Raw genomic sequence first — 17307 nt, 5'->3', positions numbered from 1 at the left:
CTGGTATCAAGGCATGCTAGGGGGTTGTGATTGCCTGGCTTACAGTCCGCAGACAGGCAGTAGTATCAGCAGGATTGTTTGCGTGCCTAAACCGCCCTCCCACCGCTCAAGCCGCTCCCCGGGTGACCCGTTCGCCAGCCCCTCGCGCGGCTCACTGAAGGGTGCCCTGGCGCTGCTGGTGGCGCTGATGCTGGGCCTGCTGCTGTGGCAGCTGCAGCAGGAATTCCAGCAACAGGAAGACAGCCTGCGCCAGCGCAGCCTGGCGCACAGCACGCAACTGGCCGAGCACCTGGGCCTGGCGATGAGGCTCAAGGCCGAAGCCGGCCAGGCGTTCCTGCAGCTGAACGCCCCGCAGCCGCTGGCCGGCAGCGAACTGACCAGCCTGCTCGGCAGCCTGCGCGGCCTGTACCCGGCCCTGCACAGCCTGGCCTGGCTCGACGAAGCGGGGCAGATCCAGGGCGACAGCGCGCCGTCCGCCGAAGATGCCGAACTGCTCCGGCAACTGAGCCGCGCCCCGCACCAGCCCTACCATTTCGCCTTCGGCCCGCGCGAACAGGGCCTGCTGTACGTGGTCCTCCGCAGGCCGCAGGGCAATGCCGGCTGGCTCCTGCGCCTGCACCCGGCGGCGCTGCGCAACTGGCTGCCGGGCAGCCGCTCGCCCCAGGCCTGGCTGCTGCAGGACAGCCGCAGCGGCGCGGTGATCCTGCGCCAGCCGCCCGCACCGGCCCTGAGCACCCGCGAGCTGAGCGCCGCCGAACGGCGCCAGAGCATCCTGCAACTGCCGGTGGCAGCCAGCGACTGGCAACTGCATGCGCTGTTCGATGCCAACCGGGTGCGCGCCGAACTGCTGCCGCCGCAGGCCGGCAAGCTGCTGCTGTTCATCCTCTGCGCCGCCCTGGCCCTGCTCGCCCTGTTCGGCCTGCTGCGCGAGCAACGCAGCCTGCGCGAATCCCACGCCCTGTCGCGGCGCTCGCTGGACGATGCCATCGCCGCCCTCGGCGTCATCGAGGAGCGGGTGCTGGTGACCCAGGCCGACGGCCTGATCAGCTACCTCAACCCGCGCGCCGAGCAGATGTTCGGCCTGAGCAGCACCGCCGCGCACAGGCTGCACCTGCTCAAGCTGCTGCCGGCCCTCGGCCCCTGGCTGGACAGCCCGGCCCAGGCCCAGGCGCAGCCGGTGGAAATTCTCCAGGACGGGCACAAGCGCCTGTACGCGGTGACCAGCCACGCCCTGGTCAGCCACAACCAGCCTGGCGGTCGGGTCTGGGTGCTGCGCGACATCACCGAGCAGCACAAGGCCATGGAAGTGCTGCAGGACACCCGCCGACGCTACCAGGACATCTTCGAGGGCAGCGGCGTCGCCCTGTGCGTGATCGACCTGCGCGGGCTGAAGGACTTCCTCGCCGAACAGGGCCTGCGCCACAGCAGCCAGCTGCCGGACTGGCTGCAGCAGCACCCCGAACTGGGCCAGCAGATGCTGCGCCGGACGCGCCTGACCGAAATGAACCGGGTGGCCATGGACCTGCTCGGCGTCGACACGCCCCAGCAGGCCTGGGAGCACCTGGTCGGCAGCCGGCCGCTGCGCCCCGGCGGCTCGCGCTACGCCCTGGTGGCCGCGCTGCTCGACGGCGACCAGAACATGATGATCGAAAGCCGCATGCGCACTCCGCACGGCCACGAACGCTACCTGTGGCTGACCCTGCAGCTGCCCAAGCGCGAGGCGGATCTGAGTGCGGTGACCCTCAGCGTGCACGACATTACCAGCCGCAAGCGCGTCGAGCTGTCGCTGGTGGAGCGCGAGCGCTTCTGGTCCGAGGTGCTGCGCGCGGTGCCGGACACCCTCTACGTGCACGACATGAGCAACCAGCGCGTACTGTTCAGCAACAACCGCCTGGGTCCGGACCTGGGCTACAGCAAGGACGAGCTGCGCCAGCTGGGCGACAAGCTGTGGGAGAAGATCCTCCACCCCGACGATGTCGAGCTGTACCAGCGCGTGCGCAATCTGCAGAAGGTGGTCGGCAAGGGCCAGCAGCTGCAGTTCCAGCTACGCTGGCGCCACCGCGACGGCAACTGGCACTGGTTCGACGTGCGCGAGCACGCCCTCAGCCGCGACCCACAAGGCCGGGTCAGCCGCCTGATCGGCGTGGCCAAGGACATCACTCTGGAGATCACGTCCAAGGCCAGCCTCAGCGAAAGCGAGCGGCGCTACCGCCTGCTGGCGGAAAGCATCAGTGACCTGATCCTCTCGACCGACAGCAACCTGCAGCGCAACTATGTCAGCCCCTCGGTCCACACCATCTTCGGCTACAGCCCGGAATGGATGCTGGAGCATGGCCTGCTCAGCACGGTGACCAGCCCACACCAGCTGGACAGTCTGGAAAGCCTGCTAGCCGAGGCCCGCATGGCGCGTGGCAGCCAGCAGCGTCTGAACCAGTTGCAGGCACGCCTGAACAGCAGCACCTTCATATTCGACTGCCTACGCGCCGACGGACGCAAGATCACCGTGGAAATGCGTCCAATGCTGATGTGGGACGAACAAAACCACTTCGAAGGCGTGCTCAGCGTTGTCCGCGACATCAGCCAGCAGCGCCGCGCCGAGCGCGACCTGCGCATGGCTGCCACGGTATTCGAGCACTCCACGGCGGCGATCATGGTCACCGACCCGGCCGGCTACATAGTGCGCACCAACGAGACCTTCCAGCGCATCAGCGGCTTTGCCACCGAGGAAGTGCTCGACCAGTTGCCCAACATGCTCACCGCCGATCGCCAGCAGGCCGGCCAGCTCACCTATATCCTCAACCAACTCAACCAGAAGGGCAGCTGGGAAGGCGAGCTGTGGCTCAAGCGCAAGCACGGCGAGCAGTACCCGGCCTGGGTCGGCATCACCGCGGTGCAGGACGACGAGGGCGACCTGGTCAGCTACGTGTGCTTCTTCAACGACATCAGCGAGCGCAAGGCCAGCGAGCAGCGCATCCACCGCCTGGCCTACTACGACGCCCTGACCCTGCTGCCCAACCGCACCCTGTTCCAGGACCGCCTGCACACGGCCCTGCAGCACGCCGAGCGGCACGAGGAGTGGGTGGTGCTGATGTTCCTCGACCTCGACCGCTTCAAGCCGATCAACGACTCCCTCGGCCACGCCGCCGGCGACCGCATGCTCAAGGACGTGGCCGTGCGCCTGGCCGCCTGCGTCAACGAGGACGACACCGTGGCGCGCATGGGCGGCGACGAGTTCACCCTGCTGCTGCAGCCGCGCGACAGCCGCGAGGGGGCAATGAACCGGGCCATCCACGTGGCCGAGCAGATTCTCGCCAGCCTGGCCAGGCCGTTCGCCCTGCAGGGTCGCGAGTTCTTCGTCACCGCCAGCATCGGCATCGCCCTGGCCCCACAGGACGGCGACGAACTGAGTCAGCTGATGAAGAACGCCGACACTGCCATGTACCACGCCAAGGAACGCGGCAAGAACAACTTCCAGTTCTACCAGGCGGACATGAACGCCACCGCCCTGCAGCGCCTGGAGCTGGAGAGCGACCTGCGCCATGCCCTCGAGCAGGACCAGTTCAGCCTGTACTACCAGCCGCAGTTCAGCGGCGACGGCAAGCGCCTGACCGGGGTCGAGGCGCTGCTGCGCTGGCGGCACCCGCAGCGCGGCCTGGTGGCACCGGGCGAGTTCATTCCGGTGCTGGAAGAGCTCGGCCTGGTGGTGCAGGTCGGCGACTGGGTGATCGAGGAGGCCTGCCGCCAGCTCAAGGCCTGGCACGCGGCCAAGGTGCGGGTGCCGAAGGTCTCGGTCAACCTGTCGGCCCGCCAGTTCGCCGACGGCCAGCTGGGCGCGCGCATCTCGCGCATGCTGGCCGAAAGCGGCGTGCCGCCGGCCTGTCTGGAGCTGGAACTGACCGAAAGCATCCTGATGCGCGACGTCGACGAAACCCTGCAGATCCTCGTCAGCCTGAAGAAGCTCGGCCTGTGCATCGCGGTGGACGACTTCGGCACCGGCTACTCCTCGCTCAACTACCTCAAGCAGTTCCCCATCGACGTGCTGAAGATCGACCGCAGCTTCGTCGACGGCCTGCCCGAGGGCGAGCGCGATGGCCAGATCGCCCGCGCCATCATCGCCATGGCCCACAGCCTGGGCCTGGCGGTGATCGCCGAAGGCGTGGAAACCCAGGCCCAGCTCGACTTCCTGCGCGAGCACGGCTGCGACGAGGTGCAGGGCTACCTGTTCGGCAAACCCATGCAGGCCAGCCAGTTCGCCGCCCAGTTCAGCGGCGCCGCGCTGTTCGTCCTCAACTAGGCGGCGAAGCCGGCGCGGCGTGGCCTGCAGGCCCGGGTGAACGCCACTTGTCCGCCACATGACTGCCTTTCATATGCCAGTACCAGGCGTATGGGTTAGAATGCGCACCTTTTTCCCGCACCGCTCCGCAGAGGACCGCCATGTTCAGCCGTGATTTGACCCTCGCCCGTTTCGACGCCGACCTGTTTGCCGCGATGGAGCAAGAAGCCCAGCGCCAGGAACATCACATCGAGCTGATCGCCTCGGAGAACTACACCAGCCCGGCGGTGATGGAAGCCCAGGGCAGCGTGCTGACCAACAAGTACGCCGAAGGCTACCCGGGCAAGCGCTACTACGGCGGCTGCGAGTACGTCGACATCGTCGAGCAGCTGGCCATCGACCGCGCCAAGCAGCTGTTCGGCGCCGACTACGCCAACGTCCAGCCGCACGCCGGCTCCCAGGCCAACGCCGCGGTGTTCCAGGCCCTGGTCAAGCCGGGCGACACCGTGCTGGGCATGAGCCTGGCCCACGGTGGCCACCTGACCCACGGTGCCAGCGTCAACTTCTCCGGCAAGATGTACAACGCCGTGCAGTACGGCATCACCGACGCCGGCCTGATCGACTACGACGAAGTCGAGCGCCTGGCTGTCGAGCACAAGCCGAAGATGATCATCGCCGGCTTCAGCGCCTACTCCCAGGTGCTGGACTTCGCCCGCTTCCGCGCCATCGCCGACAAGGTCGGTGCCTACCTGTTCGTCGACATGGCCCACGTGGCCGGCCTGGTCGCTGCCGGCGTGTACCCGAACCCGGTGCCGTTCGCCGACGTGGTTACCACCACCACCCACAAGACCCTGCGCGGTCCGCGTGGCGGCCTGATCCTGGCCAAGGCCAACGAAGAGATCGAGAAGAAGCTCAACTCCGCCGTCTTCCCGGGCGGCCAGGGCGGCCCGCTGGAGCACGTCATCGCCGCCAAGGCCGTGTGCTTCAAGGAAGCCCTGCAGCCCGAGTTCAAGGCTTACCAGCAGCAGGTGGTGAAGAACGCCCAGGCCATGGCCGCGGTGTTCATCGAGCGCGGTTTCGACGTGGTTTCCGGTGGCACCCAGAACCACCTGTTCCTGCTGTCGCTGATCAAGCAGGACATCACCGGTAAGGACGCCGACGCCGCCCTGGGTCGCGCCTACATCACCGTGAACAAGAACAGCGTGCCGAACGACCCGCGCTCGCCTTTCGTCACCTCCGGCCTGCGTATCGGTACTCCGGCCGTGACCACCCGTGGTTTCGGCGAAGCCGAGTGCCGCGAGCTGGCCGGCTGGATCTGCGACATCCTGCAGAACATGGGCGACGAGTCGGTGGTCGACGCCGTGCGCGAGAAAGTCAAGGCCGTCTGCGCCAAGCTGCCGGTGTACGGCAACTAAGCGCCAGCGCGACAAGAAAAAGCCCGGCATCCGCCGGGCTTTTTCGTTTCTGCCGTTTCCTCACCCCGACTGCTCGACGGCGGCGAAGCCGGCGCGGATCTCGTCCTCCGGCAGGTTGTCGCCGATGAACACGATCACGCTCGCGCGCGTCTCGCCCACCTGCCACGGGCTGTCGAAGTCGAAGCCGTACAGGCGCAGCACGCCCTGAAACACCATGCGCCGCTCCTCGTCGGCGATGTTCAGCACGCCCTTGTAGCGCAGCAGCGAGTTGCCGTGCTGCTCCAGCAGGTTTTCCATGAAGGCGCTGAGCCGGCCCAGATCCAGCGGCTTATCGCTTTGCAGCACCAGGGTGGCGATGCGGTCCGGCGCGGCCGCTGCGGGCAGCAGCGGGCGCAGGCTCGGCGCCGGGGCGATGTCGGCATTGAGGTTGAAGCCGCGGATATCCAGCAGCTCGGCCAGGTCGATGCACCCGTGCTCGACCCGCCGAATCGGCGCGCGGCGGTTGATCCGCTGCAGGCGCCTGCTCAGCGCCTCGATGTGGGCGGCATCCACCAGGTCGGTCTTGCTCAGCAGAATGCGGTCGGCGAAACCGACCTGGGCCTGGGCGATGGTTTCCTGCAGGTGGCGCTCGGCGTTGGCCGCATCCACCAGGGTGAGGATGCCGTCCAGCACATAGCGTTCGCACAGCTCGGCGTCGGCGAAGAAGGTCTGCGCCACCGGCGCCGGGTCGGCCAGGCCGGTGCACTCGATCACCAGGCGGTCGAAGGCCAGTTCGCCGGCATCCAGCTTGTCCAGCAGCAGGTACAGGGCCTTTTCCAGTTCGACATGGATCGAGCAGCAGACGCAGCCGTTGGCCAGGGTCATGACCTCCACCGGCGCGCCGCCGAGCAGCTGGCCGTCGATCGGCGTGGCGCTGTACTCGTTCTCGATCACCGCCAGTTTCAGGCCATGTTCGGCCAGCAGCAGATGCTTGAGCAGGGTGGTCTTGCCGGCACCGAGAAAGCCGCTGAGCACGGTGACGGGGATGGGTTGGGACATTACGACTCCTGAAGACGAAGCGCGCCACGACTGGCGTGGCGCGTGGTGTATTTCCGCCGGTTAGGCCGTAGGTTGGGTCGAGCGCAGCGAAGCCCAACGAGCGAATCGCCAGGCACCGACAATAGCTTGCTCCGTGCTGGCGTTGGGCTTCGGCGCTGCGCGCCTCAACCCAACCTACGCGCTTACGCCCCGCAGGCTAGCAACAGCGCACCGGGCGCCCCTTGCCACCGCCATACCGGGCTTCCTGGCGCTCACGGAAGAACGCCTCGTAGCTCATCACCGGCTGGTCCGGGTGCTGGGCCTGCATGTGTTCGACATAGGTGTCGTAGTCGGGCATGCCCACCAGCATGCGCGCGGCCTGCCCGAGGTACTTGCCCATGCGGCTGAGATCATTGAACACGCGACACCTCCTTTTGACGCTGCCGGGCCAGCCCGCAGGCCCGGCGCGCCAAGCACTCAGACGTCCGGCATGGCCTTGAACGCGGTTTCCTTGTCGCTGCGGTCCGGACGAATCCAGGCCGCGCGGCCGACTTTCAGCGCATAGAACAGCACGCTGAACACCACCACCAGGAACAGCACGCTGAGCCCCGCGTTGGTGTAGGCGTTCATGATCACGTTCTGCATCTGCGCCAGGTCCTTGGCCGGCGCCAGCACCTGGCCGGTGGCCAGGGCCGCCTCATACTTGCTGGCCAGGGCCAGGAAGCCGACGGCCGGGTTGGCATCGAACAGCTTGATCAGGCTCGCCGTGGTGGTGCAGATCAGCAGCCAGGCCGCCGGCAGCAGGGTGACCCAGACGTACTGCTGGCGCTTCATCTTGATCAGCACCACGCTGCACAGCATCAGGGCGATGCCGGCCAGCATCTGGTTGGAGATGCCGAACAGCGGCCACAGGGTGTTGATGCCGCCCAGCGGGTCGATCACGCCCTGATACAGCAGGTAGCCCCACAGCGCCACGCAGCCGGCGGTGGCCAGCACGTTGGCGCCCCAGGACTCGGTGCGCTTGAGCGCCGGGACGAAGGTACCGAGCAGGTCCTGCAGCATGAAGCGCCCGGCACGGGTGCCGGCATCCACCGCGGTGAGGATGAACAGCGCCTCGAACAGGATGGCGAAGTGGTACCAGAAGGCCATGGTGTTCTCACCCGGCAGCACCTGATGGAGGATCTGCGCGATGCCCACGGCCAGGGTCGGCGCGCCGCCGGCACGGGCCAGGATGGTGGTCTCGCCGATATCGCGGGCCACGGTTTCCAGCGCCTCCGGGGTAATGGCGAAGCCCCAGCCGCTGACCGCCGCAGCCACGCTGGCGACATCGGCACCAACGATCGCCGGCGGGCTGTTCATGGCGAAGTACACACCCGGCTCGATGATCGAGGCGGCGACCATGGCCATGATCGCCACCATCGATTCCATCAGCATGCCGCCGTAGCCGATGTAGCGCGCATGGCTCTCGCTGGCCAGCAGCTTGGGCGTGGTGCCCGAGCTGATCAGGGCATGGAAGCCCGAAACGGCGCCACAGGCGATGGTGATGAACAGGAAGGGGAACAGCGCGCCTTTCCACACCGGGCCGCTGCCGTCGGTGAACTGGGTCAGCGCCGGCATCTTCAGCTCAGGGGCGAGGATCAGGATGCCGATGGCCAGGGCGACTATGGTGCCGATCTTGAGGAAGGTCGACAGGTAGTCGCGCGGCGCGAGGATCAGCCACACCGGCAGCACGGCGGCGACGAAGCCGTAGCCGACCAGCATCCAGGTGATCTGCTCACCGGTGAAGGTGAATGCCGCCGCCCAGTACGGGTCCTGGGAGATCACCCCACCCAGCCAGATCGAGGCCAGCAACAGCACCACGCCGATCAGCGAGATCTCGCCGATCCGCCCGGGGCGCAGGTAGCGCATGTAGATGCCCATGAACATGGCGATGGGGATGGTCGCGATCACCGTGAACATGCCCCAGGGGCTGTGCGCCAGGGCCTTGACCACGATCAGCGAGAGCACCGCGAGGATGATGATCATGATCAGGAAGCAGCCGAACAGGGCGATGGTTCCCGGGATGCGGCCCATCTCCTCGCGCACCATGTCGCCCAGCGAGCGGGCGTTGCGCCGGGTGGAGAGGAACAGGACCATGAAGTCCTGCACCGCACCGGCCAGCACCACCCCGGCGATCAGCCACAGGGTGCCGGGCAGGTAGCCCATCTGCGCGGCGAGCACCGGGCCGACCAACGGGCCGGCGCCGGCGATGGCGGCGAAGTGGTGGCCGAACAGCACGTGTTTGTTGGTCGGCACGAAGTCCAGACCGTCGTTGTTGAGCACCGCCGGCGTGGCCCGGTGCGGGTCCAATTGCATCACCTTGGTGGCGATGAACAGGCTGTAGTAACGGTAAGCGACCAGATAGAGGGCCACCGCGGCCACCACTATCCACAAGGCGTTGATCGCTTCGCCGCGGCGCAGGGCGACGACGCCCAGGGCGCTGGCGCCCAGCACCGCCAAGGCAAACCAGCCGATCTGACTGAGCAAACGAGGCATTTAAGTTCTCCTGCCGTCGGGCCGGGTCGGCCTACGGCGCTATTGTTATTGGAGTGCGCGCTCCGCAGACGGAGCCTTGCTACTATCCGCGCAACACCCAGCCAGCGGTATTCGCAGAGCTACTCAGGGCCACTACGTAGCACTACGTAGCCGCGCCAGCGGCCAGCTGCGCCGGTACTGCCAGCCATCCCTCCGGCGCCGTTTCCACGAGGAGCCCCTATGCAACTCAAGCACAAGATCGTCGCCCTCGGTATCTTGCCGATGCTGCTGGCCGTGGCGGTCATCTGCGCGCTGGTCATCGTGCAGAACCAGAGGCTGGGCGAGCAGCAGGCGCAACTGATCGAAAGCGCCATCCTTTCCAGCAAGCGGGCCGAACTGAAGAACTACGTCGCCCTGGCGCTGAGCGTCATCGCCCCGCTGCATGCCGGCGGCCGCGGCGATGCCCGGGCGCAGCGGCAGGCCCTGGAGACGCTGGCCAAGATCAACTTCGGCCAGGACGGCTACTTCTTCGTCTACGACGCCAAGGGCCGCAACCTGATGCACCCGCGGCAGGCCGAGCTGGTGGGCAAGGACCTGTGGAGCATGACCGACGCCCACGGCCTGCCCGCCGTGCAGGCGTTGCTGAAAAGCGCCACGAGCGGGGACGGCTTCCAGCGCTATGCCTGGCGCAAACCCTCCAGCGGCCAGGAGACCGACAAGCTGGCCTACGTGGTGATGCTGGAGGGCTGGGGCTGGATGCTCGGCACCGGCATCTACCTGGAGGATGTCGAGCGCGCGACCAGCCAGGTGCGCGCCGAGGTCGAAGGCGGCATCTTCACCACCATGTGGGCCATCGCCAGCGTGGCGCTGATCGCGGTCCTGCTGGTGTTCGGCGGCGGCCTGACCCTGAGCATCGAGGAGCACCGGCTGGCCGACAGCAGGTTGCAGGCGCTCAACCAGCGCCTCATCAGCCTGCAGGAGGAGGAGCGCTCGCGGGTTTCCCGGGAGCTGCACGACGGCATCAGCCAGCTGCTGGTGTCGATCAAGTTCCAGTTCGAGCTGGCCGAGCATGAGCTGGAAACAGGCAGCGCCAGCGGCCTCGCCACCCTGCGCCAGGCCACCGAGCGCCTGGGTGGTGCCATCGGCGAGATCCGCCGCATCTCCCACGACCTGCGCCCCTCGCTGCTCGACACCCTCGGCCTGCCGGCCGCCATCGGCCAGCTGGCCACGGAATTCGAGCAGCGCTGCGGCCTGGCGGTGATCTACCGCAACCGGCTGGCCGCTGCCCAGTTGCCCGACGCCACCGCGGTCGCGCTGTTTCGCATCGTGCAGGAGGCACTGACCAATATCGAACGGCATGCCCGGGCCAGCACCGTGCATATCGACCTCGACGCCGACGCGCTGGGCGTGCAGCTGCGGGTACAGGACGACGGTGTCGGCTTCAACCCGCGCAAGATCGAGCAGATGCCTGGCGGCATCGGCCTGCGCAACATCCGCGAGCGGGTCGAGCACCTCGGCGGCCAGTTCAGCCTTTCGTCCAACTCTGGGCAGACCGGGATGCGTGTACTATTGCCCGTCCCGGCCAGCCGCGCCGCCGAACTGTCGCTCCCGACCTAAGGGCCGCCCTATGACCTCCGCCCCCCCGACGCGGATCGCCCTCGTCGACGATCACGCCCTGATCCGTGACGGCATCCGCGCCCTGCTCGGCGTGATACCGCAGTTCGAGGTGGTGGGCGAAGCACAAAGCGCCGCCGAGGCCCTCGACCTACTCGAACGGGTACAGCCGGACGTGCTGCTGGTCGACATAGGCCTGAAGGACAGCACCGGCCTGGAGCTGACCCGCACCCTCAGCCAGCAGCACCCCGGCGTCCGGGTGCTGATCCTCAGCATGTACGACAACCTCGAGTACGTGCGCAGCTCGATCCGCGCCGGCGCCCGCGGGTATGTGCTGAAGGATGCCCCCTCGCGGGAAATCATCGCCGCCATTGCCGCCATCGCCGCCGGCGGCACCTTCTACAGCTCGGACATCGCCCGCCGACTGGCCGACCAGAGCCAGGAGTCGCACAGCCTCAGCCCGCGCGAGGTGCAGATCCTGCAGATGCTCGCCCGCGGCCTGGACAGCAAGGCCATGGCCCGCGAGCTCGAGATCAGCGTGCGCACGGTGGAAACCCACCGGCTGAGCATCCGCCGCAAGCTGAACATCGACGGTTCGGCGGCGCTGATGAAGTACGCGCTGACCATCACCCAGCCCTGAGCACCGGGCTCATCTACTGGCGGCACCGAGGCGCAGGCTTGGCTATAGTGGACAAAACCGCAGAGGAATCCCGCAATGAGTGACACCCGTACCGAGCGTCGGCGCTTCCAGCGCATCGCCTTCGACGCCGCCACCGAGCTTGCCCAGGGCGAGCGGCGGTGGACGGTGGAACTGCATGACCTGTCGCTCAAGGGCCTGCTGGTGAAACGCCCGCGCGACTGGAACGGTGATCCGGACCAGCCGTTCAACGCCACCATCAGCCTCGACAGCGAAACCCGCCTGCAGATGGAAGTGGTGCTGACCCGCACCCGTGACGAGCTGCTTGGCTTCGTCTGCCGGCATATCGACCTGGAGTCGATCAGCCACCTGCGCCGCCTGGTGGAGCTCAACCTCGGCGACGAGAGCCTGCTGGAGCGCGAGCTGGCCGCGCTGGGCGAGGGAGACTAGAGCTGAGATTTCAATGCAAAGGGCGCCAAACGGCGCCCTTTGCATGTCTGGCCCGGATGCACGCCGGGCTAAGTTATCAGTGCTTGCGCGCGACCTGCTGCGCCTGCTGGTGCGCCCGCCGGGTCAACACCCGCCGCGACACTATGCTCGCTTCACGGCGCTCCTCGGCACGATCGCAAGGCTGCGCCGAGTCGCTGTTGAGGGTTCTGGCGAAAAAGTCGAAGAACAGGAACATGGCAACATCTCCATTAAAAACATGGCCCCATGCTCCTCCTCGCCTGTTAGCGAAAGATTGATCTGCGACAAGCGCGCTCGGCCACCCCCAGCGACAGAGCGCCGCAGGGGCATCACTCGAACAGTGCATCCAGCGCCTGCTCCAGGCGCGTCACGGCAATCACCTGCAAACCGGCCGGCGCCTCCTTGGGCGCATTGCCCTTGGGCACGATGGCGCGCTTGAAGCCGTGCTTGGCCGCCTCCTTCAGCCGCTCCTGGCCGCTCGGCACCGGGCGGATCTCGCCGGAAAGGCCGATCTCGCCAAACACCAGCAGATCGTGGGGCAGCGGACGGTTGCGCAGGCTGGAAATCACCGCCGCCATCAGCGCCAGGTCCGACGCCGTTTCCAGCACCTTGACCCCGCCGACCACGTTGAGAAACACGTCCTGGTCGTAGGTGGGGATGCCGCCGTGGCGGTGCAGCACGGCCAGCAGCATGGCCAGGCGGTTCTGGTCCAGGCCCAGGGTGACTCGTTTCGGGTTGGCCATATGGCTGGTGTCGACCAGCGCCTGCACTTCCACCAGCATCGGCCGGGTGCCTTCCCAGGTGGCCATCACCACGCTGCCGGGCACCGCTTCCTGGGCGCGGGTGAGGAAGATCGCCGAGGGGTTGGTGACCTCCTTGAGGCCCTTGTCGGTCATGCCGAACACGCCCAGCTCGTTGATCGCGCCGAAGCGGTTCTTCACCGCGCGCAGCAGGCGCAGGCGGCCGTCGGACTCGCCCTCGAAATACAGCACGGTGTCGACCATATGCTCCAGCACCCGCGGGCCGGCCAGGGCGCCTTCCTTGGTCACATGGCCGACCAGGAAGATCGCCGTGCCGCTCTGCTTGGCGAAGCGCACCAGCAGCGCCGCACTCTCGCGGACCTGGGCCACGCCGCCGGGGGCGGACTGCAGCTGCTCGGTGAAGATGGTCTGGATCGAGTCGATCACCATCACCTTGGGCTGCTCACGCCGCGCCACCTCGATGATCGACTCGATGCAGGTCTCGGTCATCACCTTGAGCCGGTCCTGCGGCAGTTCCAGGCGCCGCGCGCGCATGGCCACCTGCTGCTGGGATTCTTCGCCGGTGACATACAGGGCCGGCAGGCGCTGGGCGATATTGCACAGGGTCTGCAGCAGGATGGTCGACTTGCCGATGCCGGGGTCGCCGCCGATCAGCACCACAGAGCCGTCCACCAGGCCGCCGCCGAGCACCCGGTCCAGCTCGCCGGAAACGGTGGAGAAGCGCGGCACTTCCTCGACGCTGACCTCGGCCAGGGTCTTGATCTGCGCCTGCTGCCCGGCCCAGCCGCCGCGCCCGCTGGGGGTGGCTGCGCCGCTTTCCAGCACGGTTTCGACCAGGGTATTCCAGGCCCCGCACTCGCCGCACTGCCCGGCCCACTTGGGAAAGGTGGCGCCGCACTCGGTGCAGCCATACATGCGCTTGGCCTTGGCCATGGAGATCTCCGCCCACAGGAAAAGCGTCGATGATAACGCGCCTGCTGTCCCGCTGGGTGCTCAGGAGTCCTTGGCCTGGCTGGCGGCTTGACGCTCGCGCTGCTTCTGCGCGGCCAGTTTGTAGACCACGTAGTACTTGTAGATGTTGCCCACGTAATCCACCGTCTCGCGGCCGATGATGCGGGCGGCGGCCTGCTCGACGTTGCCGAACCAGACGTTCGGATCGAGCCCCGACTTCTCCGCCAGGCGGCGGAACTTCATCAGGTTGCCGGGGCCGGCGTTGTAGGCGGCGAAGCTCAGCAGCAGGCGATTGACCGGGGTGATCTCCTCATCCTTGAGGTAGGTATCGGAGATCAGCCGCAGGTACTTGCTGCCGGCCTCGATATTGCGGTCGGCGCTGCTCTCGACACCGCTCACGCCGATTTCCTTGGCGGTGCTCGGCAGCAACTGCATCACCCCCACCGCCCCGGCGCGGCTGCGCGCGCCCTGATCCAGCTGCGACTCCTGGAAGCCCTGGGCCATCAGCAACAGGTGATCGAATTCATAGATGTCGGCGTGCTTCTCGAACAGGTCTACGAGAGCGTTGAACTTGCGCATCTCGCCTTCGGAGGTGGCGTTGAGCACGCGCTTGCTGTTCTTGAAGTAGCGCCGCAGCATGATGTTGCCGAATTCGCTGCCGATCTTGTGCTCCTTGTTGAAGGCATTCAGCGCCTGCAGCAACTGCGGGCTGTTCTTGCGCAGCGCCCAGCCCAGCTTGCCGCCGGTGTGCAGGTAGAACCCCTCGTGAATCTTCAGGTCGCTGTACAGCGGCTGCCACAGCTGGGCGATATAGCGATCGGCCACGGTGATGCCAAACAGCCCGGCATTGACCATCTGCAGCAGATCCTCGGTCTCCAGGTTCTCGTTGGCCGGCATGATCTTTACCGGTTCCAGCCCCTGCTCCTTGAAGCGCCGGTTGAGCTCGACCAGGTGTTCGAAGTAACTGCTCGACGGCCGCGCGTAGACTTCCTGCCCGGCCAGATCCTCGATGCGCTCGAGCTTGGGCGCGCCCGGCCCGGTGACGATGGCCTCATGCACGTCGCCATAGGCCGGATCGCTGAAATCCACCGTCTGCAGCCGGCCCTCGGTCTGGGTCAGGCCGCCGGCAGCGATGTCGCCGTGCCCGGCCAGCAGCTTGGGCAGCAACTCGTTGCGCGCAGTGGGGATGAACATCACCTGCCAGCGCTGCGCCTTCTGGTCCAGCGCGCGGTGCTGGTTGAGCCACTTCTCGAAAGCCTTGCCGTACTCATAGACCACTCCTTCCTGATGGCCGCGATCGACCAGGTAGAACGTCTTGCTGTAGGGCACCAGGATGCGCACGGTGCGGCTGGCGCGCATGCCATCCAGGTCGCCGATCCAGGCCGGCGGCACCGGCAGCACCATGGCGTCCACCTCGGACTTCTCCGCGGCGCTCAGCTGGGCCGGCGGCAGCACATCCTCAGCACTCTGCGCCAGCACCGGCCAGGCCAGCAGGCACAGCAGCCCAAGCACAATCCTCTTCATCGCCGTTCTCCCCGGGGTAAGCGCAGCGGGTGATAATGGCCCTATTGAGCGAGGGCCCGCACTTTGCAGATCGAACTCCTACCTACCAGCATTGACCAGCTACCGCTGATCGCCAACCTCTACCAGTTCTACGCCTACGAGTCCTCGGACTGGGAGCAGGAGGATGTCGAGGTCGACGGCCGCTTCTATATCCATGCGCCGCACCTGCAGCGCTACTGGCAGGAGGCCGACTGGAGCGCGCAGCTAATTCTGGTGGACGGTTTCATCGCCGGTTTCCTGCTGATCGAGCGCAGCGAGCTGCCGGGCGTCGATGCCCTGGAGTTCGCCGACCTGTTCATCCTCAAGAAGTACCGCCGCCTGGGCATCGGCCGGGCTCTGGTGGAGCAGGTGATGGTCGCCGGCGGAGGCAGCTGGGTGGTCAGTTTCTACCAGCAGGACAGCATGGCCCGGCAGTTCTGGCACAAGGTGCTGAGCCAGCTGCCGCTACGTGCCGTCATGCAGGCAGCAGACCCGGCACAGCCAGGTCTGCTGACCTATCGACTCGAACAGCAGCGGCATTGACCCAGCAGATCAGGCGCCGCAGCCGTTGCCGCAGCCGCAGCACTGCCCGGCGGCGATCTTCAGCTGGCGCGCCAGGTCGTCCTTGAGCGCGACCCGGCCCTGCTTGAGCTGGTTCAGGGCCGCGTCGTCGAGCAGCTCGATGCCGTCTTCGATGCGGCAGATGCGCTTGTCCAGCGCCTCATACTCATCGCTCTGGCGCGAGAAATGCTCATCGTCCTGGCGCAGGCGCTGCAGCTCGGCGCGCAGTTCGGGGAAATCCTTGATCAGCGGGTGGTGATCGACATGCATGAACAACGCTCCTCAGTTGGGGACCTCTACCCTAGCGGGCCGGCGCCCGGCGGCCATTGACCCCGGTCAACGGCACATCGGGCGTCCCGCCGGGCGGCCACCTGCGCCGCGGCCACTGAGCTAGTCTGAAAAGACGAACCCTCAACCGGGAGTGACCGCCATGCCCCTCGAACACCATCCCCTGTCCCGCGAGTTCCCCGAATACCGCCAGCAACTGCAGGCCCTGCATGCCAGCGACGCCCAGTTCGCGCAAATGGCGCAGAACTACGAGGCACTGGACAAGCGCATCTATGAAGTGGAAGACGGTCGCCAGGCGACGGATGACCTGGCCCTGCAAGCCCTGAAGAACCAACGGGTCATCCTCAAGGACCAGATCGCCGAGCGCCTGCGCAAGGCCAACGGCGCCGCGGACTAGGCCGGGGCAGGCAAGATGCCGAAAGCCCATCCTGGCTCAATTGCCGAGCCCGCGCCGAGCGAGACAGCCGAGAGGTTTTTTGCTTATCTTGGCTGGCCTCCATTATGAGAACCACCCATGACGAACTTTCCAGGCTGTTCCGCTTGCCGTGAAGGCAAGGGACTGGACTTCCCGATCAGCATGGCCTTCCAGCCCATCGTCGACGTCGCGCGGCGCCAGGTCTTCGCCCATGAAGCCCTGGTGCGCGGGGTCAACGGCGAATCGGCCGGCAGCCTGCTGGGCAGGGTCACGGCGGAAAACCTCTACGCCTTCGACCAGAGCTGCCGGATCAAGGCCGTGGAACTGGCTGCGCGCCTGCAGGTGCCGGCCATGGTCTCGATCAACTTCATGCCCAATGCCGTGTACAAGGCGGAAACCTGTATCCGCGCCACCCTGGAGGCCGCGCAGCGCTTCAACTTCCCCCTCGACAGGATCATCTTCGAGGTCACCGAGCAGGAGCAGGTGCTGGATATCGACCACCTCTGCGGCATCCTCCTGGCCTATCGCAAGCAGGGTTTCATGACCGCCATCGACGACTTTGGCGCCGGTTATGCCGGGCTCAACCTGCTCGCCGACTTCCAGCCCGACCTGATCAAGCTGGACATGGAGCTGATCCGCAACATCGACCGCGACAGCGTGCGCCAGATCCTCGTCGAGTCGACCCTGGACATGTGCCGCAAGCTCAAGGTGCGGGTGATTGCCGAAGGCATCGAGACCCAGGCCGAACTGCAGACTCTGCAGGACATGGGCGTCGAGCTGTTCCAGGGCTACCTGCTGGCCAAGCCCGGCTTCGAGACCCTGCCGGCGGTGAACTATCCGCACTAGCCGGC

15 protein-coding genes are annotated in these 17307 nt (G+C 66.7%); 8 read left to right on the top strand and 7 right to left on the bottom strand.

The features are described from left to right. Positions 1-187: 187 nt before the first annotated feature. Together GV001_RS04190 and glyA are read left to right on the top strand one after the other, a co-directional pair. Positions 188-4294 carry an EAL domain-containing protein gene (locus GV001_RS04190; RefSeq protein ID WP_160083161.1) on the top strand — a complete coding sequence of 1369 codons (4107 nt, stop codon included), beginning with the start codon at positions 188-190 and terminating at the stop codon, positions 4292-4294. 140 nt (positions 4295-4434) lie between these two features. Continuing rightward, positions 4435-5688: a serine hydroxymethyltransferase gene (gene glyA / locus GV001_RS04185; RefSeq protein WP_160078398.1), complete on the top strand. Its 1254-nt coding sequence runs from the start codon at positions 4435-4437 to the stop codon at positions 5686-5688. Positions 5689-5748: 60 nt separating this feature from the next. Here the strand turns inward: glyA and yjiA are convergent, their stop codons facing one another. The 3 genes from yjiA to GV001_RS04170 form a co-directional block, all read right to left on the bottom strand. Further along, positions 5749-6726, bottom strand: a complete 978-nt coding sequence (yjiA, locus tag GV001_RS04180; protein WP_160078397.1) for a GTPase — start codon at positions 6724-6726, stop codon at positions 5749-5751. A gap of 196 nt (positions 6727-6922) precedes the next feature. Then, positions 6923-7126: a YbdD/YjiX family protein gene (locus GV001_RS04175; protein WP_160078396.1), complete on the bottom strand. Its 204-nt coding sequence runs from the start codon at positions 7124-7126 to the stop codon at positions 6923-6925. A 56-nt stretch (positions 7127-7182) separates the two neighbouring features. Then, on the bottom strand, positions 7183-9240 hold the full coding sequence (locus GV001_RS04170) for a carbon starvation CstA family protein (RefSeq protein ID WP_160078395.1): 2058 nt from the start codon (positions 9238-9240) through the stop codon (positions 7183-7185). 219 nt (positions 9241-9459) lie between these two features. Between GV001_RS04170 and GV001_RS04165 the strand changes: the two genes are divergently transcribed. The 3 genes from GV001_RS04165 (at position 9460) to GV001_RS04155 (ending at position 11920) form a co-directional block, all read left to right on the top strand. Next, positions 9460-10836 (top strand): cache domain-containing protein, encoded by a 1377-nt coding sequence (locus GV001_RS04165; protein WP_160078394.1) that lies wholly within the window; start codon positions 9460-9462, stop codon positions 10834-10836. 10 nt (positions 10837-10846) lie between these two features. Then, positions 10847-11473, top strand: a complete 627-nt coding sequence (locus tag GV001_RS04160) for a response regulator transcription factor (protein WP_160078393.1) — start codon at positions 10847-10849, stop codon at positions 11471-11473. A 75-nt stretch (positions 11474-11548) separates the two neighbouring features. Further along, a complete protein-coding gene (locus GV001_RS04155) occupies positions 11549-11920 on the top strand; it encodes a PilZ domain-containing protein (protein WP_160078392.1) in 372 nt (123 codons plus the stop codon). A gap of 76 nt (positions 11921-11996) precedes the next feature. Here GV001_RS04155 and GV001_RS04150 read toward each other — a convergent pair whose 3' ends face one another. From GV001_RS04150 to GV001_RS04140, 3 genes are all read right to left on the bottom strand, one after another. Further along, positions 11997-12155, bottom strand: coding sequence for a hypothetical protein (locus tag GV001_RS04150; protein ID WP_160078391.1), 159 nt, complete (start codon positions 12153-12155; stop codon positions 11997-11999). Positions 12156-12267: 112 nt separating this feature from the next. Further along, positions 12268-13632: a DNA repair protein RadA gene (gene radA / locus GV001_RS04145; RefSeq protein ID WP_160078390.1), complete on the bottom strand. Its 1365-nt coding sequence runs from the start codon at positions 13630-13632 to the stop codon at positions 12268-12270. A 60-nt stretch (positions 13633-13692) separates the two neighbouring features. After that, entirely contained in the window at positions 13693-15174 is a 1482-nt protein-coding gene (locus GV001_RS04140; protein WP_160078389.1) for a lytic transglycosylase F, read from the bottom strand. A 63-nt stretch (positions 15175-15237) separates the two neighbouring features. Between GV001_RS04140 and GV001_RS04135 the strand changes: the two genes are divergently transcribed. Next, on the top strand, positions 15238-15735 hold the full coding sequence (locus tag GV001_RS04135) for a GNAT family N-acetyltransferase (protein ID WP_160078388.1): 498 nt from the start codon (positions 15238-15240) through the stop codon (positions 15733-15735). A gap of 9 nt (positions 15736-15744) precedes the next feature. On the opposite strand, the gene GV001_RS04130 is transcribed toward GV001_RS04135, so the two are convergent. After that, complete coding sequence (locus GV001_RS04130) at positions 15745-16023, bottom strand: YdcH family protein (RefSeq protein WP_160078387.1); 279 nt, start codon at positions 16021-16023, stop codon at positions 15745-15747. Positions 16024-16183: 160 nt separating this feature from the next. Between GV001_RS04130 and GV001_RS04125 the strand changes: the two genes are divergently transcribed. Then, a complete protein-coding gene (locus GV001_RS04125) occupies positions 16184-16438 on the top strand; it encodes a YdcH family protein (protein ID WP_160078386.1) in 255 nt (84 codons plus the stop codon). A 117-nt stretch (positions 16439-16555) separates the two neighbouring features. Next, complete coding sequence (locus GV001_RS04120) at positions 16556-17302, top strand: EAL domain-containing protein (protein WP_218582982.1); 747 nt, start codon at positions 16556-16558, stop codon at positions 17300-17302. Positions 17303-17307 lie beyond the last annotated feature (5 nt).

The sequence above is a fragment of the Pseudomonas sp. 8AS genome, from assembly GCF_902506505.1.
Classification (GTDB): Bacteria; Pseudomonadota; Gammaproteobacteria; order Pseudomonadales; family Pseudomonadaceae; genus Aquipseudomonas.
This window is presented reverse-complemented; position numbering and strand designations above follow the sequence as displayed.